The following is a 19,338-nucleotide window of genomic DNA, read 5'->3' on the forward strand; positions in this document are numbered from 1 at the left end:
CACCTGGCACCTGTCAGCTCGCAGCAGCTGGCACCTGGCACTGTTGCCAGGCAGCGGCGATCCTGTAGAACCACCCCAATTCCGGCCCATCGCCCATGTGCGGCATCGTTGCGGTGATCGGCTCCAGGGAGGCCGCCCCTCTCTTGATGGAAGGCCTCCGTCAGCTCGAGTACCGCGGCTACGACTCCGCCGGTCTGGCCACCGTGTCGATGGCTGCCGGGGCCGCCGCCCCCTCGGCTGACCTGGCCGGCACCCACCAGCTCGTCTGCCTGCGGGCCGAGGGCAAGCTGGTGAACCTGGCCCAGCGGCTGGAGCGGCAGGGCGCCCCCGGCAACTGCGGCATCGGCCACACCCGCTGGGCCACCCACGGCAAGCCCGAGGAGCGCAACGCCCACCCCCACCTCGATGGCAGCGGCCAGCTGGCGGTGGTGCAGAACGGCATCATCGAAAATCACCGGCAACTGCGCGAGGAGCTGCAGACCCAGGGCGTCCACTTCCGCTCCGACACCGACACGGAGGTGATCCCGCACCTGATCGCGCGGGAGCTGGCGGCGCGGCTGGACGCGGGGGCGATCCCGAGCGGCGCCCTTCTGCTCGAAGCGCTGCAGCAGGTGTTGCCCCTGCTGCATGGCGCCTACGCCCTCGCGGTGCTGTGGGCCCAGACGCCCGGCGCCCTGGTGGTGGCCCGGCGTCAGGCGCCCCTGCTGATCGGTCTTGGCGAAGGGGAGTTCCTCTGTGCCAGCGACACGCCCGCCCTGGCCGGCTTCACCCGCACGATCCTGCCGCTGGAGGACGGCGAGCTGGCCTTGCTCACGCCCCTCGGCATCGAGCTTTATGACGCCGCCGGTGCCCGGGTGCAGCGCCTGCCGCGCCTGCTCACCGGCACCGAGCACGTGGCGGACAAGCGCAGCTTCCGCCACTTCATGCTCAAGGAGATCCATGAGCAGTCGGAAACGGCGGCCTTGTGGGTGGCGCGTCACCTGCCCGAGCCGAACGGCGGCCCAGCCGGACCCTCCCTGGTGGCCCTGCCCCTGGAAGACGGGGTGTTCGAGCAGGTGGAGCGGATTCAGATCCTCGCCTGCGGCACCAGCCGCCATGCCTCGATGGTGGGCGCTTACCTGCTGGAGCAGCTGGCCGGCCTGCCCACCTCGGTGTTTTACGCCAGCGAGTTCCGCTACGCACCGCCGCCGCTGGTGCCCCATACCCTCACGATCGGGGTCACCCAGTCGGGCGAAACCGCTGACACCCTCGCCGCCTTGCTGATGGAGCGTGAGCGGCGCGACCTGATCCCCGATCCCGCCTACGCCCCGAAGTTGCTGGGCATCACCAACCGGGCGGAGAGCTCGCTCGGACGCCTGGTTCCCCACCTGCTCGAAATCGGCGCCGGCATCGAGGTGGGGGTGGCCGCCACCAAGACCTTCATGGGCCAGCTGCTGGCCTTCTATGGCCTGGCCCTGTCGTTCGCCGAGCGGCGCTCCAGCCGCAGCCCGGCCCAGCTGCAGGCCCTGGTGAGCGGCCTGCGGGCCCTGCCGGCCCAGCTCCAGCAGCTGGTGGAAACGCACGACCGCCAGTGCGCCGAGCTGGCCCACCTGTTCGCCGATACCCAGGACGTGATTTTCCTGGGCCGGGGCATCAACTACCCGATCGCCCTGGAGGGGGCCCTCAAGCTCAAGGAGATCAGCTACATCCACGCCGAGGGCTACCCGGCCGGCGAGATGAAGCACGGGCCGATCGCCCTGCTCGATGCGCGTGTGCCGGTGGTGTCGATCGCCATGCCAGGTGTGGTGTTCGACAAGGTGCTCTCCAACGCTCAGGAGGCCAAGGCGCGTGACGCCCGTCTGATCGGCGTGGCGCCGGAAGGCCCCGACACCGGACTCTTCGATGTGCTGCTGCCGGTGCCGGCCGTCGACGAGCTGCTCTCGCCCCTGCTCACCGTGATCCCGATGCAGTTGCTCAGCTATCACATCGCGGCCCATCGCGGCCTCGACGTCGATCAGCCCCGCAACCTGGCCAAGAGCGTCACTGTGGAGTGACCCTTCCCTTCGCCCCTGACGCTCCGATCGTGCTGGTCCTGCGCCTGAGTCTCCTGCTGGTGGCCCTGGTGGCCCTGCTGGGCTTCTTCGCCGCCGCCGAATTTGCCCTGATCCGCCTGCGCCCCAGCCGGGTGCAGGTGCTCGCCAGCGGGGGCACGCCGGGCGCCAAGGCGGTGGAGCGGTTGCAGAAGCGGTTGCGCCGCACGTTGCTGGCCACCCAGCTGGGCGCCACGCTGGCGGTGGTGGCGCTGGGCTGGTCGGGGCGCGGCCTGGCGGCCAGCCTCGATCCCGAGGGTGAGAGCCCCTGGATTGACCTGCTGGTGTTCGCCGTGATCGTGAGCCTGGCCACCCTGCTGGGCGGCCTGATCCCGAAGGCCTGGGTGCTGCATCGCCCGGAGGCCTCCGCCCTGCGGCTGGCGCCGGTGCTGGAGTCGGTGAGCCGCACCCTGGCGCCACTGCTCACGGCGTTCGAGCGCGTCACCGTGACGCTGTTGCGCCTGCTGGGGCTGCCCCGCAACTGGGATGCGCTGGTGCCGGCACTGTCAGCCGGGGAGCTGGAAACCCTGATCGAATCGAACAGCGTCACGGGCCTGATGCCGGATGAGCGCAACATCCTCGAAGGGGTGTTCTCCCTGCGGGACACGCAGGTGCGTGAGGTGATGGTGCCCCGCTCCGGCATGGTCACCCTGCCTCTTGATGCCTGCTTCGCCGAACTGATGGATGCGGTCCATCAGACCCATCACGCCCGCTTCCCGGTGATCGGTCAGTCGTTGGACGACGTGCGCGGCATGCTCGACCTGCGCCGCCTCGCCGAACCGATCGCCCGCGGCCAGTTGCAGGGGGACACCCCATTGGCCCCCTTCATCTCACCGGTGGCTCGCGTGCAGGAAACCGCCTCGCTGGCGGAGCTGCTGCCGCTGATCCGCAGCGGCCAGCCGCTGCTGGTCGTGGTTGATGAGCACGGGGGCACCGAGGGGCTGGTCACGGTGGCCGATCTCACCGGCGAGATCGTCGGCGAGGAAGACGATCAGCACGAGGGTGGCGACGATCTTCAGCAGCTGCCGGACGACAGCTGGCTGGTGGCCGGCGAGCTGGAAATCTTCGAGCTGAACCGGCAGCTGGGCCTGCGTCTGCCCGAAGCCGATGGCCACCACACCCTGGCCGGCTTCCTGCTGGAGCGGCTGCAGCACATTCCGGCGCCCGGAGAGAGCCTGCGCTGGAAGGGCCACCACTTCGAGATCACCGCCATGGACGGCCCCCGCATTGAGCGGGTTCACATCACCTGCCGGTCTGCCGATGAACGGGGCCCCGCAGCGCAGGGTGATCGTTGATAATGCCGTCTCAGGAACGAGGTCTGGGCCGTTGACGCGTGAGCATGTGACGCGATGACGACGGATCCAATCACGCCGGTGAAGGTAGGGGTCATTGGCATCGGCAACATGGGTTGGCACCACGCCCGGGTGCTGAGCCTCCTGCGCGATGCGGAGCTGGTGGGGGTGGCCGACCCCGACGCCCAGCGCGGCCGCCTGGCGGTCGAGCAGTTCGGCTGCCGCTGGTTCCCCGACTACGGCCCGCTGCTGAGTGAGGTGGAGGCGGTCTGCATCGCCGTTCCCACCCTCCTGCACCACCGGGTCGGCATGGCCTGCCTGCAGGCCGGCCTGCACGTGCTGATCGAGAAGCCGATCGCTGCCACCCAGGAGGAGGCCAGCGCCCTGATTCAAGCCGCCGAAGCCAGCGCCCGCCAGCTGCAGGTGGGCCACATCGAGCGCTTCAACCCCGCCTTCCGCGAACTGCGCAAGGTGGTGGCCAATGAGGAAGTGGTGGTGCTGGAAGCCCGCCGCCATAGCCCCCATGCCGATCGGGCCAACGATGTGTCGGTGGTGCTCGATCTGATGATCCACGACATCGACCTGGTGCTGGAGCTCGCCCAGGCGCCGGTGGTGCGGCTGGCGGCGGCCGGCGGGCGCAGCGGCGAAGGCCCGATCGACTACGTCAACGCCACGCTCGGCTTCGAGAACGGCGTGGTGGCGAGCCTCACGGCCAGCAAGATGGCCCACCGCAAGATCCGCAGCCTCAGCGCTCACTGCCGCGCCAGCCTGGTGGAAACCGATTTCCTCAACCGCAGCCTGCACATCCACCGCCGCGCCCACGAGTGGGTGTCGGCCGATCACGGCGAATTGCTCTACCGCAACGATGGCTTCATCGAGGAGGTGAGCACCACCTCGATCGAGCCGCTCTACGCCGAGCTGGAGCACTTCCTGCAGTGCGTGCGTGGCCGGGAAACCCCGGCGGTGGATGGCCAGCAGGCCTCCCGCGCCCTGCTGCTGGCCAACCTGATCGAGCGGGCGGTGGATCAGCCGGCGCTCTGCATGGCCCTCGACGCGCCCATCTGAGCCGGGGCCGGTGCCCGGGGGATCACCGCCAGGTCGCGCAGCGCCAGCATCTGCCAGCGGCGGCAGGTGGCCGGTGAGGAGCGGTAGAAGAGATCCCAGGCCGACGCCTTCTGCTGTGGGTAGCTCTCGATCGGCTGGTGCGGATGGGTCTGGGCCCAGCCGGCCCGCACCGCGTAGCCGATCACCACATCGAGGGCCAGGTAGTCGTCGAAGCGCACCTGGGGGTTGGCCCCCACGAAGGCCACCAGCGACAGCAGTGTTTCCGTGCAGAGCTGCCGGTATTCCGGCGCTTCGATCTTGATCAGCAGGTGCTCCACCAGCGCGGCGAAGTTGCGTTCGCCCCGGGTCTTCTCCGACAGCAGCGGTTCGCTCTCGAGGCGGTTGCGGCGCTCCAGCTTGTCGCCGATCACCAGGCCGCGGCAATGGTGCAGCAGGTCCCAGATGCCGGCGTAAAAATCGCGCGGGACCCGCTGCAGGGCCCCCAGCCGCTGGCGATGCTGCAGCCAGCTGGTGCCGCCGGGGGGGAGATCTTCCATCGGATCCGGCACTTCCCACTGCACCCGCCCCTGCAGGTGGAGCTGCTCCTTGGCCAGCAGCGCCTCGCGGGCGTGATCCACGTCGGCGAGCACGGCCCGCAACCGCCGCCGGATGGCATGGGGAGGGAGGCTGCAGAGCGTTTCGAAGGCTTCGTCGGGGGTGAGATCCTGCTCGGCGGCCAGCTCGCCGGTGAGCAGCAGCAGCAGCTGGCCCAGCTGCAGGGTGAGGCTGCCCTGCAGCAGTTTCGGCTCCAGCCGCGCCAGGCCATCGAGGGCAAGCAGCAGCTCCTGCTGCAGCATCCATTCACGGCCGTCCTCGCCGCTGAAGCGCTGGATCATCGCCGCGATCGCCACGCTGCCCTGCGGTTCGGTGATCAGCGAGTCGCGGGTGTAGTTGCGGCCCACCACCAGCTGCTTCTGGTGCACCAGCAGATCGGTGAGCGCATCCTCCAGCTGGGGGTGCACCAGTTGCATCAGCCCGCCGCAGCGGCGCACCACGTTCCAGTCGCCCGTCATCAGTCCGCGGCGGTACACCTCCTCCACCAGACCCCGCAGGGTCACCGGTCCGCTGCTGAACGGCCCCTGCAGGATGGCGTTGGGGCCGAGCCGCCGCACCAGCTGCTCCAGCACCTCGGCCTGTTCGGGCAGGGAGGTGCTGCTCCAGAGCCGGTCTGCGAGGACCGGCAGGGGCGCGTCATCCAGTTCCTGCTCCTGCTGGATCGTGAGCGGTTGCTGGCTCGTGCTCTGCTGAAGGAGTGGGGGGCGGCTGTTGGCCGCCGGCGCGGTGGCGGCCGGCAGCGGCGGCAGTGTTTCCCAGCCGGCCAGCTCGGTGAAGGCTTCGAGGCGGTCGAGCCGCACCGGTACCCCCTCCACCAGCCCTTCCTGCAGCCTTTCACCCAGCCGCAGTAAGGCGCCGGGATCCCTGCCGAAGGGCACCACGGCGAGGGGAATCACCAGCAGCGGCAGCCCCGGCCCGCGCCACTGGCGCATCAGCACCCGCAGCTCGCTCACCACCGTGTCGGCGAGCTGTTCAGGGTCGTCGGCCAGGTAGAAGGTGCCCTCCTCCAGCACGGCGGGCAGGAAGGCGATGGGGTCCTCGCCGTCGGCGCCCGGGCAGCGGTAGAGACGCGCCGTGGCCATGGTTTCCATCCGCACGGGCGGGTGGCCGCTGAGACCGAGCCGGGCGTTGGCGCCCACCTGCGCCTTGCGCCGTGCCAGCTGCTGGGAGCTGGCGATGCGCACGGCGCCATCCGGCCGGCTCACCGGCAGGCCTTTCTGCTCCAGGGCGTCGGCGATCTCGGCTGTGGCCGGCGCCAGGGCCACCAGCACCTGCTCCGCCCCCAGCGGCCGTGGCAGCCGCCGCCCGCAGGGGTCGATGTCCTCGGGCTCGATCAGGCCGTGCAGCAGCAGATCCCCCAGCCAGGTGAGGCTCTGGGTCCACAGCAGCGGCACGTTCGCGTTTGGCACCCGGGCCTGGCTGCCGGGCTGGCGCCGCTCTGCGGCAATCGCCTCCTCCGGCACCAGGTAGAGCTCAGGCAGCAGCGGCACGCCCTCCACCAGCACGCTCACGGATTCCAGCCGCCGCCGCCAGCGCCAGGCTTCCTCCCAGCGCTGCTCGCAGCAGGCGGTGACCAGCTCGTAGCCCAGGAACAGCGGCCATTCGCACTCGATGCTCTCGAACTGCGCCAGCTCCTCCCGTTCGTAGTGGAGGCGGTTGTGGTCTTCGATCAGGGTCTGGTGGCCATCGCGGCGAAAGCGCTTGTAGCCGTAGGCGCCGCCGAGCTCGCGGCGGATCTTGGTGCGGGTGCGCTCCACCAGCTCTTGCGTGTCCACCGCCCAGGCCGGGTAGCCGATCACCGCCAGGCAGGCGCTGTCCACCTCCTTGCTGGCCGATTCCCGGGGCAGCAGAGCCTGCAGGGCCCGCCGCAGCCGCACGATCGCGTCGTGGGGAATGTGCAGACGGCAGTGGCCGTCGCCATGGGGGCCGTAGAGATCCAGCCCTTCGAGCGCCTCGAGCGCCGCCTTCACCAGGCCGATCGAACTGGCATTCCGCTCCGGTTCGCCGTGGTTGCCTTTGTCACCCCGCTCCCAGATGCCGTAATCGGCCACCCGGTAGGCGCGGGCCACGTAGTACACGAGGTTCTGCAGGAAATCCCGCTCGTGATGGCTGCGCACCACCACCAGCCCCGCCCAGGTGAGCTGCGCCAGCTGCAGCAGGTAGAGCGCCGTGGCATCGAGCTGCAGGTGGCCCCAGCCGTCATCGGGCACCACTGGATCGCCGCTGGAGGTCTCGAACTTGGCGTGAATGGCATCGAGGCGGTCGAGGCTGCGCTTGAAGCGCTCCACCTTGTGGGCCTGGCGCATCATCGCCGTGAGCAGGCCGCGCATCAGCTGCAGCACCCGCTGTTCCAGCTCATACACGCGTGTGCCGGCTCCGTGCAGGCGCCGCTGGGCGATGGCCAGCCCCCAGACGCACTGAATCGAATACACCCCGTCCCGCACCCAGGCGTCGCCGTAGTTGCCGTGCACGGTGTGGGCGGTGCTGGCGGGCAGCAGGCCGCTGATCGGGTGCTGGCGCACCAGCACCACATGGTCGATCTGGGCGTGGAGCCGCTCAAGCAGCGCTTCGGCCTCCGACCGCTCCAGCCGCAGCGGACCCTGCATCACCGGCGCTTCAGGTGCGGGCAGGCCATGGGAGGCATCGCCGCTGCTCCAGGTGTCCGCCGCCCAGCTCTCTGTCATTCCTGCTCCGGCTCCGTGCGACGGGAATCGCGGCGCCACCGGCACCGGTACTCTCCACTCATTCTCTCCCGCGGCCCCACGGCCCTCAGGCAGCGATGGCCACACAATCCACCCCGTTGGCTGGCCGGCGTTCCCTGGTGCTCGGCCTGCCGGTGGATGTCTGCCCGGATGTGTTCGCGGCAGCGCTGGATCTCCATGGTGCCGGCGGCGGCCAGATCGTCACCCTCAATGCCGAGATGACCATGGCCGCCCTGGAGCAGCCGGAGCTGGGCGCGGTGATCCATGCGGCCGAGCTGGTGATACCCGATGGCGCCGGCGTGGTGTGGGCCCTGCGCCGGCAGGGGCATCGGGTGCGGCGCACGCCCGGCATTGAGCTGGCGGATCGGCTGCTGCAGCAGGCCGCCGAGGCCGGCTGGCGCGTGGCCTTGGTGGGGGCCAGCCCGGAGGTGATGGCCTCACTGAGCGAGCAACTGCGCCGGCGCCTGCCCGCCCTCCAGCTGGTGATGACGATCCACGGCTACCAGGCGCCGGAAGCCTGGCCAGGCCTGGAGCACGCCCTGCAGAGCGCCCAGCTGGATCTGGTGCTGGTGGCGCTGGGGGTGCCCCGCCAGGAAACCTGGATTCAACGCGTCCACCACGGCCGCCGCGGGCTGTGGATGGGGGTGGGTGGCAGCTTTGATGTCTGGGCCGGCGTCAAAAAAAGGGCGCCCCGGTGGATGGGCGCCCTGCAATTGGAATGGTTGTTCCGGCTGATTCAGGAACCGGCCCGTTGGCAGCGGATGCTGGCCTTGCCGGCCTTTGCCTGGGCGGTGATCCGGGAGCGCCGCTGAAGAACCTGGCATCGCCACAGAGCGATTTCCCGTAGCGATCAACCGCTAGTGGCGGTTGGCCATGCCAGAGAGGATGCGATCAGCGGAGCGCGATCCAGACAAGGAGATCAGCGGAAGCCCACCGAGGCCTGCCACACGAAGGCCAGCAGCAGGAAGAAGAGGGGGATGATCGGCAGGATGTCCACCAGAGGACCGAACGCCTGATAGGCCTCGGGAAGCTGGGCCAGGGTGGAGCCCGGCGCGGCGTTGGCAGTCGCGAGGGCGAACAGCATGGAGAAAGGCATCGCGGGCCTTGGAAACCTGTGTGGCTCGGACGCTACCACGTGTGCGCCGCCGGAGATCCCTGCTCCCACGGAGCGAAATCCTCTGAAAAACACCCCTCGCGGATCGCTTGTGCCATGGCGCTGGTGAAGCGCAGCAGCTGGGTGAGGTTGTGGAGGCTGAGCAGGATGCGCCCCAGCAGTTCCTCGCTGCGGATCAGGTGGTGGAGGTAGGCGCGGCTGTGGTGGTCGCAGGCCGGGCAGGGGCAGCTGGGATCGAGCGGGGTGTGGTCGTGGCGGAAGCGGGCATTGCGCAGGTTCCAGCGCTCGCCTCCCACCAGTGCGGTGCCGTGCCGGCCCAGCCGGGTCGGCAGCACGCAGTCGAACAGATCAATCCCCTGCGCTACCGCGATCGCCATTTCGCGGTAGCTGCCCACCCCCATCAGATAACGCGGCCGGTCGTCCGGCAGCAGCGGCGTCACCTGGCGCACGATGCGATGCATCGCCTCCACCGGTTCGCCCACGCTCACCCCACCGATGGCGATGCCGGGCAGGCCCATCGCCGCCACCGCCCGCGCCGATTCTTCGCGCAGGTGGGCATGGGTGCCCCCCTGCACGATGCCGAACAGGGCCTGATCGGGCCGGCTGTGGTGGGCGATGCAGCGTTCCAGCCAGCGGTGCGTGCGCCGGTTGGCTTCCGCCACATCGGTTTCGCTGGCCGGATAAGGGGGGCACTGGTCGAAGGCCATGGCCACATCCGCGCCGAGCGCCATCTGGATCTCCATCGACCGCTCCGGCGTGAGCGTGATGCGGGCGCCGTCACGGGGGGAGCGGAACACCACGCCGTCGTCGTTGATCGTGTTGATCGCCCCGAGGCTGAACACCTGGAAGCCACCGGAATCGGTGAGCAGCGGGCCGCTCCAGCCCATGAAGCGATGCAGGCCGCCCGCTTCCGCCACCACCTGTTCGCCTGGTTGGAGATGCAGGTGATAGGTGTTGGCCAGCACCATCTGGGCCTTGGTGGCGCGCAGTTGCTCGGGGGTGACCCCCTTCACCGTGGCCAGGGTGCCCACCGGCATGAAGCGCGGCGTGTTCACCACCCCGTGAGGGGTGTGGAAGCTGCCGCAGCGGGCATGGCTGTGGCTGCAGCGGTGGGACACCTGAAAGCGGAATGGCGCCGCGGCCTCAGGCCCGGCAGCCTCGGGGGCGGAGCGGTTCACGGCATCAGCGCGCGCACGGTCGACGAACCTAGGTGCTCCCTTCCGATGCGCTGCGGTTCGTGTCTTCCCGTCCGCCATCCCCGTCCGCCCCGCCGGCCTGGTGGCAGGAGCTCGCCGGTGCCTGGATCTTCTACAGCGTGTTGCCGGCCTGGCCGCGGGTGCAGCCTCGCTTTGAGCGCATTGCCCGCTTCGGCCCCTGGATCGGCGCCGTGCTCGGCAGCCTGCAGGGCCTGCTCTGGATCCTCAGCGATGGCGGGCTGCCGCCCGCGGCCCAGGTGGCGCTGGTGCTGGCCTGTGGCCTCAGCCTCAGCGGCGGGATTCACATTGATGGGGTGATGGACACCGCCGACGGCCTCGCGGCAGGCGAGCGGGCGCTGGAGGCGATGGATGACAGCCGGGTGGGAGCCAGTGGCGTGGTCGCGTTCGCGCAGGTGCTGCTGGTGCGCGCCGCCGCCCTGCTCACCCTTGCGGAGGTGGCCCCGGCGCCGTTGGTGGCGCTGGCCCTGATCTGGGCGGCGGTGTGGGGGCGCCTCGCCCCTTTGGTCGCCATCCAATGGTTTCCGTATCTGCGGCAGACCAGCGGCGGCAGCGCCGGCTTTCATCGCCAGCACTGGCGCGGCCTTGGCCGCGAATTGCTGCCCTCCCTGCCTCTGCTCGTGCTGCTGGCCCTGGCGTCCGGCCCGGTGGGTCTGGGCGGTCTGGGCGCGCTTGGCCTGGTGCCCGCGCTGGTGATCCCCTGGCTGCTGGGGCGCCGCCTGGGTGGGCACAGCGGCGACACCTACGGCGCCTGTGTGGAGTGGTGTGAAGCCCTGGCGCTGGCCCTCATGGCGTTGATGGTGGCGCTGGCCTGAGCCGGCCCACGGCAGGTGCGCTGCTGGCGGGCAGCTGCAGGCAGAAGGCATTGCCGGTGCCGGGCAGCGCCGGATCCAGCTCCTGCGGCGGGATGTGCAGGGTGAGATCACCACCCAGGCTGCGGGCCAGCGCCCGGGCCAGGGTGAGCCCGAGGCCCGTACCGGCTGTGCCGGCGGCCTGCGCTCCCCGCATGCCGCGCTCGAAGATCGCCTCCCGCTCGGCCGCGGCGATCGGTGCTCCACCGTCCCAGACGATCAACCGGGGCCGCTCGGCGTCGCCGGGGGCGTGGGCCACCTCCAGGCCGATCGGTGCGCCGGGCGGGCAGTAGCGAAAGGCGTTCTCCAGCAGATTGGCAACGATCTCGGCCACCGCACCACTGTCACCGAACCACTGGGGCAGGACCTCGCCGCCCAGCCAGCGACGGCCCTGCAGCAAGGCCGTGGCGGCGGCCCGTTTCAGCAGGGGATCGAGGCGCTCCGCCAGCGCCTGTGGCTGGCCCGAACTCAGGGAGGGCGGCAGCAGCAGGGGCTGGGGATCCTGGCTGCCGGGGCCGATCAGGGGCCGCTCGATCAGCCCATCGATCGCCTCCACGTAACGGTTGAGCTGCTGCTCTTCCGCCAGCAGGTTCTCCACCAGGGAGCGGTTGTCGGGGTCGCTCTCCAGGCGCCGCAGCAGCAGCTTGCCGAAGGTGCGCAGGGCGGCGAGCGGGTTGCGCAGCTGGTGCACCAGCAGCCGCAGATCCTCCTGGTTCCGCTTCAGCTGGCGCGTGAGCCGTTGCTCCTCCAGATCGAGGCACAGCACTTCGGTGACCGCCTGGGCCGTGGCCTGCAGCCGGGGCGTGAGCGTGGGCGACCACGGCAGGGAGGCCGTTTCCACCCGGATGGCACCGAGCAGGAGCTGCTCGCGGCGCAGCGGCAGCCAGCGTCGCTCCGGGCAGGGCAACTGCAGGCTGCGGTCTTCATCGACGGCAGGCAGGGCGGTGGAACGGCGTGGCCACTGGCCCACCGGCACCAGGCCCGGCTTGCCGCCCTGGCGCGTCATGGCGAGGTAGACGACCAGGGAGTGGAGGTCGGGGCGATCGGAAAACTGATCCAGCTGATGGGTCAGGAAGGCGGTGAAGCGCGCAGAAACCTCCATCAGCACTGAAACGGACGGGTTGCCGAAAGAAATTGCGATCCGATGATCCGGATTTCGGAAAAAGGCTTAAGATTTACGTATCGACCAATACTTCGCTGTCCGGGAGCGGATGGCACTGCGGAGGTATCGGCGGCAGCGGTTGCATTTCCCTTGCGACCGAGGCTACAGCAGAGGCTGAATCGTCCCTCTGCCGTTCGGCGACCCGCTCGGGTCCGCCGCGCCGTTATCCGTGTCGTGTTCGGGCGTGATCTGCCAGCAGGCCACCCCGTGCACCACCGCTCCCGCCCTGCCCTGATTGGCCGTTTGCTGCATCCATCCCGGGTGCGCATTCGCCGTGGCTCGCCTCGGCACGCCACAAAACCCATCCTCCTTTCCTCCCCCTCGGGAGTCGTTCCATGTCGAAGAAGCGCAAGCGGATCAGCCGCCGTCGTCTTGCCGGTCAGCGTGTGTTGGCCCATGTGCCCACCCACAACCTCGAAACCGGTGAGCACAAACCGGTCACGGCCGCCCGGCGCTTCATCGCCGAATCCGCGCTGGTGCCGCCGGCCCTGCTCAACGTGCGCCGCAACGAGCACACCACCGACCGCTTCTTCTGGGGTGAAAAAGGCCTGTTCAGCGCGCAGTACGCCGAGGAGAACCACTTCCTGTTCCCCTCCCTTCGCCTGATCGTCGATGAGATCGGCGAAGAAAACCTGTTTGCCGGCATCGAATCCAGCGCCGCAGACGACTGGGAGGAAATGGAAGAGTACGAATACGCCTTCGTCTGACTTTCCCCTGCGGGAAGGCCGCCCTCCAGGGGGCGGGCCTTCCCGCGATAACCGCCGCAAGGCCCCGATCCCAGGATCTGCTCAGGCCGGTGCAGCGCCGAGTTGATCCTGGAGAAACGTGCGCAGTTGCGGAAACAGCGCCGGATCGATGCTGTGCCCGCCGCTGAAACCCAACAGTTCAGCCTTCCCGCCTGCGCCCTGCAGCAGCTGCTGCAGCCGCTCGCTGGCGGCAAAGGGCACCACCGGATCCTCGCGCCCATGGGTGAGCAGCACCCGGGGCAGGGGGCCACGGGGCAGCCAGTCGGGGTGGGGATAGCCACTGCAGCCGATCACGCCCGCCAGTGGCAGGGTGCTGGCCACATCCACCGCCATCGCGGCGCCCTGGGAGAAGCCCAGCAGCACCGTGTTCTCCAGCGGCACCTGCTCGCCCAGCTGCAGCAGGCGCAGCTGCAGCGCTTGCCTTGCCGCCGCCACCAGCTCGGGCCAGAGGGGATTCTGCAGGTCGTACCACTGGCGGCCCATGCCCTGTGGGTGGGGCTCGGGGGCCCGCAGCCCCACCAGGCCGATGGCAGGGCCGGCCAGCTCCTGGCCGAGATCGATCAGATCATCCGCATCGGCGCCCCAGCCGTGCAGCAGTACCAGCCGCCGCTTCGCCTCGGCCGGTCCATGGACACGCTGATCGGTAGACATCGGAGGGGTGGCGGCGAAAACAAACGGGGAGTTGCTGCGTAGGTTGTGGCAATCGCGTCTCGATCGACATGGCACCCACGGCGCTTCTGAGTGTGTCGGACAAACAGGGCGTGGTGGCGCTGGCCCACACCCTCCACCACACCCACGGCTTCCGACTGCTCTCCAGCGGCGGCACCGCCGCGGTGCTGGCGGCGGCCGGCCTGCCGGTCACCCGGGTGGCGGAGCACACCGGCTCTCCGGAGATCCTTGGCGGCCGGGTCAAGACCCTTCACCCCCGCATCCATGGCGGCATCCTGGCCCGCCGCGATGACGCGGCCCATCAGGCCGACCTCGAGGCGCAGGGCATCCCCCCGATCGATGTGGTGGTGGTGAACCTCTATCCGTTCCGCGAAACGGTGGCCGACCCAGCCGTGAGCTGGGAAACGGCCGTGGAAACGATCGACATCGGCGGCCCGGCGATGGTGCGTGCCGCCGCCAAGAACCATGCGGCCGTGACCGTACTCACCAGCCCAGCCCAGTACGAACCGTTCCTCGCCGCCCTGGCGGCCGGCGCGCTCGACGACGCGCTGCGCCAGCGTCTCGCCCTGGAGGCCTTCCGCCACACCGCCGCCTATGACGCGGCCATCAGCGCCTGGCTGGAAAGCCGCCTGGAAGCCGCTGCGCCGCCACGGCCGCTGGCCATCGAGCTGCCCCTCCAGCAGACCCTGCGTTACGGGGAGAACCCCCATCAGCAGGCGTCCTGGTTCTCCGCTCCCGCCGCCGGCTGGGGCGCGGCCCGCCAGCTGCAGGGCAAGGAGCTGAGCATGAACAACCTGCTGGATCTCGAAGCCGCCCTCGCCACCGTGCGGGAGTTCGGCTACACCGACCTGGCCCAGGGCACGGCCGCTGAGACGCCGGCCGCCGTGGTGGTGAAGCACACCAACCCCTGCGGCGTGGCGGTCGCCACCGATGGGGCGATGGCCCTGCGGCGGGCCCTCGACGCTGACCGCACCTCGGCCTTCGGCGGCATCGTGGCGCTCAACACACCGGTGGATCAGGCGGCCGCCGAGCTGCTCACTGGCCTGTTCCTGGAGTGTGTGGTGGCACCGGGCTACAGCTCCGAGGCCCGCGAGCAGCTGGGCGCCAAGGCCAATCTGCGCCTGTTGGAGCTCGATGCAGCCGCGATCGCCCGGGCCCCTCGCCACCAGTGGCGCAGCGTGCTGGGTGGGCTGCTCCAGCAGGACCTTGACGATCAACCGGTGGACGAAGCCGAGTGGCAGGTGGTGACGGGCAGGGCGCCGACGGCGGCTGAACTGGACGATCTGCGCTTCGCCTGGCGGTTGGTGCGTCACGTGCGTTCCAACGCGATTGTGGTGGCCAGCGATGGGGCCAGCCTCGGCATCGGTGCGGGCCAGATGAATCGGGTGGGATCGGCGCGGCTCGCGCTGGAGGCGGCGGCAGAGGCGGCCCGGGGGGCGGTGCTGGCCAGCGATGGCTTCTTCCCCTTCGACGACACCGTGCGCCTGGCTGCCCGCCACGGCATCACGGCGGTGATCCAGCCGGGCGGCAGCCTGCGCGATGGCGATTCGATCCGGGCCTGCGAGGAGCTGGGTCTGGCGATGGTCACCACCGGACGTCGCCACTTCCTCCACTGAACGGACGGGACGACACCGTGAGTTGTAGCTTCGCAACGTCACCGTTCTCACTGCGATGCCGGACGCCCTGGCTTTCAATCTCAACTTCCTGCATCCCCTGCTGATGTGGGCGCTGCTGGCACTCTTCGGCTACGCCCTCTATCTGGGGGTGAAGGCCAAGAAGACCCGTACCGCTGAACCGGAACAGCGCAAGGAGTTGATCAAGGGCAAGTTCGCCCAGCGCCACTTCCAGATCGGCAGCCTGGTGCTTGCCTTGATGGTGCTCGGCAGCTTCGGCGGCATGGCCGTCACCTACAGCAACAACGGCAAGCTGTTCGTGGGGCCGCACCTGCTGGCGGGCATCTCCATGGTGAGCCTGATCGCCGTGGCCGCCGCCTTCGCTCCCGCCATGCAGAAGGGCAACATGCTTGCCCGCAAGGCGCATGTGGGCCTGAACATGACCGTGATGTCGCTGTTCCTGTGGCAGGCGGTCAGCGGCATGCAGATCGTCAACAAGATCTGGACGAGCCGCTGAGGGCGCACGGATTCTGAGCCCTGAGCCGCTGTGGGCCACTCAGGGCCTCTCCTGCCGCAATGCCAGGCGCTCAGAAACGCGCCTGACGCCGTGGCGGGCAGGTGAGCTCATGGGTGGCGTGGAAATCCTCCTGCACCTTCCAGGTGAGCTTGCGCGAGATCTGCCGCACGATCTGGCGCAACAGGTGATCGCCGCTGGATTGCACCAGCCCTTCAGGCAGCAGGCCGATCACGGCGGGCAGCCGGATCCACACGCTCAGATCCAGGGTCCAGCGCACCATGGTGGCGAGCGCCTGATCGCCTTCGCCACGCTCAAGCTGCAGCGAGGCGTTGAAGGCCACGTCGTAGATCTGCTGCAGGGCGGGGTCGCCTTCCGGCAGAGGGATCGTCACGATCCGGTAGACCCCTTCGCTCTGTGGCAGCAGCTCCAGCCCGATCGTGGGCTCCACTTCGAAGCCGAAGTTGCCGAAGCGGCCCAGGGTGAGCGCATAGCCGTTGTGCCCGAGCGGCAACACCTGCATCGGAGCCGCGCAGCGGCGGAACCAGCCGTCGTGATGGTCGAGGTAGGTGGCAACGGTGCGTGGCTCCGCACGCATTTCCATCAGGTCGGCGAAGACGCTCGTGTAGCACCGGATGCGTGCATCGTCCCCGTTGCGTAACTGGGAAACGGGCGCGACAGCGTCGGACAGATGGCGGGGCTGGGTGAAGGTCAAAGGATTGGACCTACCGGAGGCCGGAGTGGATGAACTGTTTCTGGTTGTCACAGGCAACCGTAAATCGCAGCGTCCGACTGATACGCAGCCGATGTGACAGCAAGCTGGGATGCCTCCGTGTCATGCAGAAGGGCACGTTCCTGGGTGCTGCCGTTCCTGGCGCTGACGCCGCTGGCACGGGTGCGGGTGGCACGGTGCAAGGCGACAGGGAGGCCGTCAAGGGTGCTCAGGGCTCGCACAGCTCCATCAGGTGACGGATCACATCCTCCACCACCCGGTCGGGGGTGGAGGCTCCGGAGGTGATTCCCACTTTCAGCGGCCCCTCCGGCAGGAAGGGGGACACGCTCTCCAGTTCGCCGCCCAGGGGCTTGTGCTCAATCTGATTGCCGGGGCCGATCCGCTCGGGCGTGTCGATGTGGAAGGAGCGGATGCCGCGGCTGATGGCGATCTCCTGCAGGTGGGTGGTGTTCGAGGAGTTGTAGCCGCCGATCACCACCAGCAGATCCAGTGGTTCGTCCACCAGCGAGAACATGGCGTCCTGCCGCTCCTGGGTGGCGTCGCAGATCGTGTTGAAGGCCAGGAAGTGATCGTTGAGGGCGGTGGGGCCGTAGCGGGTCAGCATCGTGCGCTCAAACATGCGTCCGATGTCCTCGGTTTCGCTCTTGAGCATGGTGGTCTGGTTGGCCACCCCCACCCGATCGAGGTCGCGGTCGGGGTCGAAGCCAGGCGAGCAGGCCTTGGCGAACCGTTCCATGAAGGCCTCGCGATCGCCGCGGCCGAGGATGTAATCGCAGACCATCTGGGCTTCGGCGGTGTCGAGCACCACCAGGTACGTGCCGGCGAAGGAGCTGGTGGCAAGGGTTTCCTCGTGCTTCACCTTGCCGTGAATGATCGAGGTGAAGGCCTGCTTCTTGTGCTTCTCCACCGTGTTCCAGACCTTCGACACCCAGGGGCAGGTGGTGTCAACGATGTGGCAGCCCCGCTCATTGAGCAGCTGCATCTCCTGCACCGTGGCGCCGAAGGCCGGCAGGATCACCACATCGCCGGTGCCCACCTCGGAGAAATCCTTGACGCCTTCCTCCACCTGAATGAACTGCACGTTCATCTGGCGCAGGTGGTCGTTCACCGACGGGTTGTGGATGATCTCGTTGGTGATCCAGATCCGCTCGCTCGGGTAGTGACGCCGCGTTTCGTAGGCCATCGCCACCGCCCGCTCCACGCCCCAGCAGAAGCCGAAGGCCTCGGCCAGCTTGATCGTGAGGCGCCCGTGGCGCAGCTCATAGCCCTGCTCGCGGATCGTGGCGATCAACGCGCTCTGATAGGCCTGCTCGAGGCTGCCGGCCACCTCTTCGGCCCGGCCGAAGCCGCGGCGGTTGTAGCGCTCCGAATGGTGCAGCGAGCGCTTGAAGGCACGGGTGTCCACGGCATCGCCCCACATCGCTGACGACTCTATGGGCGGGCCCGGGCGATTGACGACAAAAAACCCACGGGGTGAGCCGTGGGTGGGGGCGCGGAAGCAAAAGGCCGCGCTTTGGTGAACCGGGGTTCAGCTGGCCGTGGAGGCGAAATCGGGATAGGCCTCCATGCCGTGCTCGCTGATGTCAAGGCCTTCGACTTCCTCAGCTTCCGTGACGCGAATGCCACCGCTGATACCGCCAAGCACGGACCAGACAATCCAGGAGGTGACGAGGGCGAAGATCACGTAGCAGACCGAGCCCAGGATCTGCAGGCCGAGGAGCCCGAAGCCACCGCCGAAGAAGAGACCTGCGTCTTTGTTGAACAGGCCCACGGCGAGGGTGCCCCAGATGCCGCAGGTTCCATGCACTGACCAGGCACCCACAGGATCATCGATGCCGAGGCCGTCAATGATGCCTACCGAGTAAACAACAATCGCACCGGCAATGAAGCCGACGATCCAGGCACCGGCCATGCCGAAGCCGTCGCAACCCGCGGTGATGCCCACGAGGCCGGCAAGAATGCCGTTGATGGTCATGGTGAGGTCGGGTTTGCCCGACTGCAGCTGGGAAACCACCGTGCCGGCGATGCCTCCGCCTGCGGCACCAAGGGTGGTGGTGACAGCGATGTAGGGAACGGCTTCGGTCATGGAAAGGACGGAGCCGGGGTTGAAGCCGTACCAGCCGATCCAGAGAATCAGACAACCGAGGGTGGCGATGGCCAGGTTGTGGCCAGGGATGGCCTTGACTTTGCCATCAACGAACTTGCCGATCCTGGGGCCGAGGATGATCGCTCCGGTCAGACCAGCACAAGCACCAACCGTGTGGACGAGGGTGGAGCCGGCGAAGTCGATGAAACCGAGTTTGTTGAGCCAGCCTTCGGCGTTCCACTTCCAGCTTCCGGCGATCGGGTAGATGAAACCCACCAGCACCAGCGAGAAGATCACGAACTCGAAGAACTTGATGCGCTCAGCCACCAGGCCGGAAACGATCGTGGCGGAGGTGCCGGCGAAGGCCACCTGGAAGAGAAAGTCAACACTGGGAACCAGAGCGCCATCCGTGACCATCGCCGGAGTGACGGTGGGATCAAAGAACAGGCCGAGGTGGCCACCCTTGCCGTAGAAGAGCCAACCGGGCACCACAGCCGAGCCGTACATCAGCGAATACCCGATCAGCCAGTAGGCACTCGCCGCCAGGGCGAACACGATCAGGTTCTTGGCCAGGATGTTGGTGGCGTTCTTCTGGCGGCAAAGCCCGGCTTCCACCATGGCGAAACCGGCGTTCATGAAGATCACCAGGATCGAGGCGATCAGCAGCCAGAGGTTGTTGATCAGGAAGGCAGGGGTGAGCTCAGGCAGCTCAGCGGCGTGAGCCGAAAGGTTGAACACACCAAGACCGAAGAGCGCCAGCGGAACGCAGGCCATCCAGGTGAGGGTGCGGGAACTGCTCATGCCACTGATGCGACGCAGCAGCAGTGGGGGAGCTTCGAGCAGGCTCGCCTCCGACAGGCGCTTGGGGCGCCGTTGTCGAGGGGGTTGGGTTGCAATGGTCATGTAAGAAAAGA

At 68.5% G+C, this 19,338-nt stretch carries 16 protein-coding genes; 8 read left to right on the forward strand and 8 right to left on the reverse strand.

Going from position 1 to position 19,338, the window contains the following annotated elements; genetic code table 11:
• Positions 1-95 precede the first annotated feature (95 nt).
• From glmS to KBZ19_RS08715, 3 genes are read left to right on the forward strand one after another with little or no spacing between them, the layout of a single operon-like run.
• On the forward strand, positions 96-2,033 hold the full coding sequence (gene glmS, locus KBZ19_RS08705; RefSeq protein ID WP_255100616.1) for a glutamine--fructose-6-phosphate transaminase (isomerizing): 1,938 nt from the start codon (positions 96-98) through the stop codon (positions 2,031-2,033).
• Between the two features lie 38 nt (positions 2,034-2,071).
• Positions 2,072-3,364: a hemolysin family protein gene (locus KBZ19_RS08710; protein WP_255100722.1), complete on the forward strand. Its 1,293-nt coding sequence runs from the start codon at positions 2,072-2,074 to the stop codon at positions 3,362-3,364.
• Positions 3,365-3,418: 54 nt separating this feature from the next.
• Positions 3,419-4,426, forward strand: a complete 1,008-nt coding sequence (locus tag KBZ19_RS08715) for a Gfo/Idh/MocA family protein (RefSeq protein ID WP_094513644.1) — start codon at positions 3,419-3,421, stop codon at positions 4,424-4,426.
• Here the strand turns inward: KBZ19_RS08715 and KBZ19_RS08720 are convergent.
• Positions 4,387-7,626 (reverse strand): glycoside hydrolase family 15 protein, encoded by a 3,240-nt coding sequence (locus KBZ19_RS08720; RefSeq protein ID WP_255100723.1) that lies wholly within the window; start codon positions 7,624-7,626, stop codon positions 4,387-4,389. The genes KBZ19_RS08715 and KBZ19_RS08720 overlap by 40 nt on opposite strands.
• A 173-nt stretch (positions 7,627-7,799) precedes the next feature.
• Here KBZ19_RS08720 and KBZ19_RS08725 point away from each other — a divergent pair, with 173 nt between their 5' ends.
• Entirely contained in the window at positions 7,800-8,534 is a 735-nt protein-coding gene (locus tag KBZ19_RS08725) for a WecB/TagA/CpsF family glycosyltransferase (protein WP_255100617.1), read from the forward strand.
• A gap of 107 nt (positions 8,535-8,641) precedes the next feature.
• On the opposite strand, the gene KBZ19_RS08730 is transcribed toward KBZ19_RS08725, so the two are convergent.
• On the reverse strand, positions 8,642-8,806 hold the full coding sequence (locus KBZ19_RS08730) for a photosystem II reaction center protein K (protein WP_094513972.1): 165 nt from the start codon (positions 8,804-8,806) through the stop codon (positions 8,642-8,644).
• A 44-nt stretch (positions 8,807-8,850) separates the two neighbouring features.
• The gene (gene tgt / locus KBZ19_RS08735; protein ID WP_399220129.1) at positions 8,851-9,954 is read right to left on the reverse strand and encodes a tRNA guanosine(34) transglycosylase Tgt; all 1,104 of its coding nucleotides are present in this window, start codon (positions 9,952-9,954) and stop codon (positions 8,851-8,853) included.
• A gap of 119 nt (positions 9,955-10,073) precedes the next feature.
• On the opposite strand from tgt, the gene KBZ19_RS08740 reads away from it, so the two are divergent.
• Complete coding sequence (locus KBZ19_RS08740) at positions 10,074-10,865, forward strand: adenosylcobinamide-GDP ribazoletransferase (RefSeq protein ID WP_255100619.1); 792 nt, start codon at positions 10,074-10,076, stop codon at positions 10,863-10,865.
• Here the strand turns inward: KBZ19_RS08740 and KBZ19_RS08745 are convergent.
• Positions 10,837-12,003, reverse strand: coding sequence for a sensor histidine kinase KdpD (locus KBZ19_RS08745; protein ID WP_094513963.1), 1,167 nt, complete (start codon positions 12,001-12,003; stop codon positions 10,837-10,839). The genes KBZ19_RS08740 and KBZ19_RS08745 overlap by 29 nt on opposite strands.
• A 395-nt stretch (positions 12,004-12,398) precedes the next feature.
• Here KBZ19_RS08745 and KBZ19_RS08750 point away from each other — a divergent pair, with 395 nt between their 5' ends.
• Entirely contained in the window at positions 12,399-12,770 is a 372-nt protein-coding gene (locus KBZ19_RS08750; RefSeq protein ID WP_094513636.1) for a DUF3155 domain-containing protein, read from the forward strand.
• A gap of 81 nt (positions 12,771-12,851) precedes the next feature.
• Here the strand turns inward: KBZ19_RS08750 and KBZ19_RS08755 are convergent, their stop codons facing one another.
• Positions 12,852-13,460 carry an alpha/beta hydrolase gene (locus KBZ19_RS08755; protein WP_255100620.1) on the reverse strand — a complete coding sequence of 203 codons (609 nt, stop codon included), beginning with the start codon at positions 13,458-13,460 and terminating at the stop codon, positions 12,852-12,854.
• A gap of 68 nt (positions 13,461-13,528) precedes the next feature.
• Between KBZ19_RS08755 and purH the strand changes: the two genes are divergently transcribed.
• Both purH and KBZ19_RS08765 read left to right on the forward strand, forming a co-directional pair.
• Complete coding sequence (purH, locus tag KBZ19_RS08760) at positions 13,529-15,094, forward strand: bifunctional phosphoribosylaminoimidazolecarboxamide formyltransferase/IMP cyclohydrolase (protein WP_255100621.1); 1,566 nt, start codon at positions 13,529-13,531, stop codon at positions 15,092-15,094.
• Positions 15,095-15,149: 55 nt separating this feature from the next.
• Positions 15,150-15,608, forward strand: a complete 459-nt coding sequence (locus KBZ19_RS08765) for a DUF4079 domain-containing protein (RefSeq protein WP_255100622.1) — start codon at positions 15,150-15,152, stop codon at positions 15,606-15,608.
• 70 nt (positions 15,609-15,678) lie between these two features.
• Here KBZ19_RS08765 and KBZ19_RS08770 read toward each other — a convergent pair whose 3' ends face one another.
• From KBZ19_RS08770 to KBZ19_RS08780, 3 genes are all read right to left on the reverse strand, one after another.
• Positions 15,679-16,296 carry a DUF1997 domain-containing protein gene (locus KBZ19_RS08770; RefSeq protein ID WP_255100724.1) on the reverse strand — a complete coding sequence of 206 codons (618 nt, stop codon included), beginning with the start codon at positions 16,294-16,296 and terminating at the stop codon, positions 15,679-15,681.
• Between the two features lie 250 nt (positions 16,297-16,546).
• Positions 16,547-17,743 carry a 4-hydroxy-3-methylbut-2-enyl diphosphate reductase gene (locus KBZ19_RS08775; RefSeq protein ID WP_255100623.1) on the reverse strand — a complete coding sequence of 399 codons (1,197 nt, stop codon included), beginning with the start codon at positions 17,741-17,743 and terminating at the stop codon, positions 16,547-16,549.
• Between the two features lie 123 nt (positions 17,744-17,866).
• Positions 17,867-19,327: an ammonium transporter gene (locus tag KBZ19_RS08780; protein ID WP_255100624.1), complete on the reverse strand. Its 1,461-nt coding sequence runs from the start codon at positions 19,325-19,327 to the stop codon at positions 17,867-17,869.
• Positions 19,328-19,338: the final 11 nt, after the last annotated feature.

This window comes from Synechococcus sp. L2F (assembly GCF_024345695.1).
GTDB lineage: Bacteria > Cyanobacteriota > Cyanobacteriia > PCC-6307 > Cyanobiaceae > MW101C3.

Excerpts from the sequence above, each read along its gene's own strand:
- KBZ19_RS08755 (WP_255100620.1), bottom strand. The coding sequence starts at position 13,460 with ATGTCTACCGATCAGCGTGTCCATGGACCGGCCGAGGCGAAGCGGCGG.
- KBZ19_RS08780 (WP_255100624.1), bottom strand. The coding sequence starts at position 19,327 with ATGACCATTGCAACCCAACCCCCTCGACAACGGCGCCCCAAGCGCCTG.
- KBZ19_RS08725 (WP_255100617.1), top strand. The coding sequence starts at position 7,800 with ATGGCCACACAATCCACCCCGTTGGCTGGCCGGCGTTCCCTGGTGCTC.
- KBZ19_RS08745 (WP_094513963.1), bottom strand. The coding sequence starts at position 12,003 with ATGGAGGTTTCTGCGCGCTTCACCGCCTTCCTGACCCATCAGCTGGAT.
- KBZ19_RS08750 (WP_094513636.1), top strand. The coding sequence starts at position 12,399 with ATGTCGAAGAAGCGCAAGCGGATCAGCCGCCGTCGTCTTGCCGGTCAG.
- purH (WP_255100621.1), top strand. The coding sequence starts at position 13,529 with ATGGCACCCACGGCGCTTCTGAGTGTGTCGGACAAACAGGGCGTGGTG.
- KBZ19_RS08720 (WP_255100723.1), bottom strand. The coding sequence starts at position 7,626 with ATGCAGGGTCCGCTGCGGCTGGAGCGGTCGGAGGCCGAAGCGCTGCTT.
- KBZ19_RS08730 (WP_094513972.1), bottom strand. The coding sequence starts at position 8,806 with ATGCTGTTCGCCCTCGCGACTGCCAACGCCGCGCCGGGCTCCACCCTG.
- KBZ19_RS08765 (WP_255100622.1), top strand. The coding sequence starts at position 15,150 with ATGCCGGACGCCCTGGCTTTCAATCTCAACTTCCTGCATCCCCTGCTG.
- glmS (WP_255100616.1), top strand. The coding sequence starts at position 96 with ATGTGCGGCATCGTTGCGGTGATCGGCTCCAGGGAGGCCGCCCCTCTC.
- KBZ19_RS08715 (WP_094513644.1), top strand. The coding sequence starts at position 3,419 with ATGACGACGGATCCAATCACGCCGGTGAAGGTAGGGGTCATTGGCATC.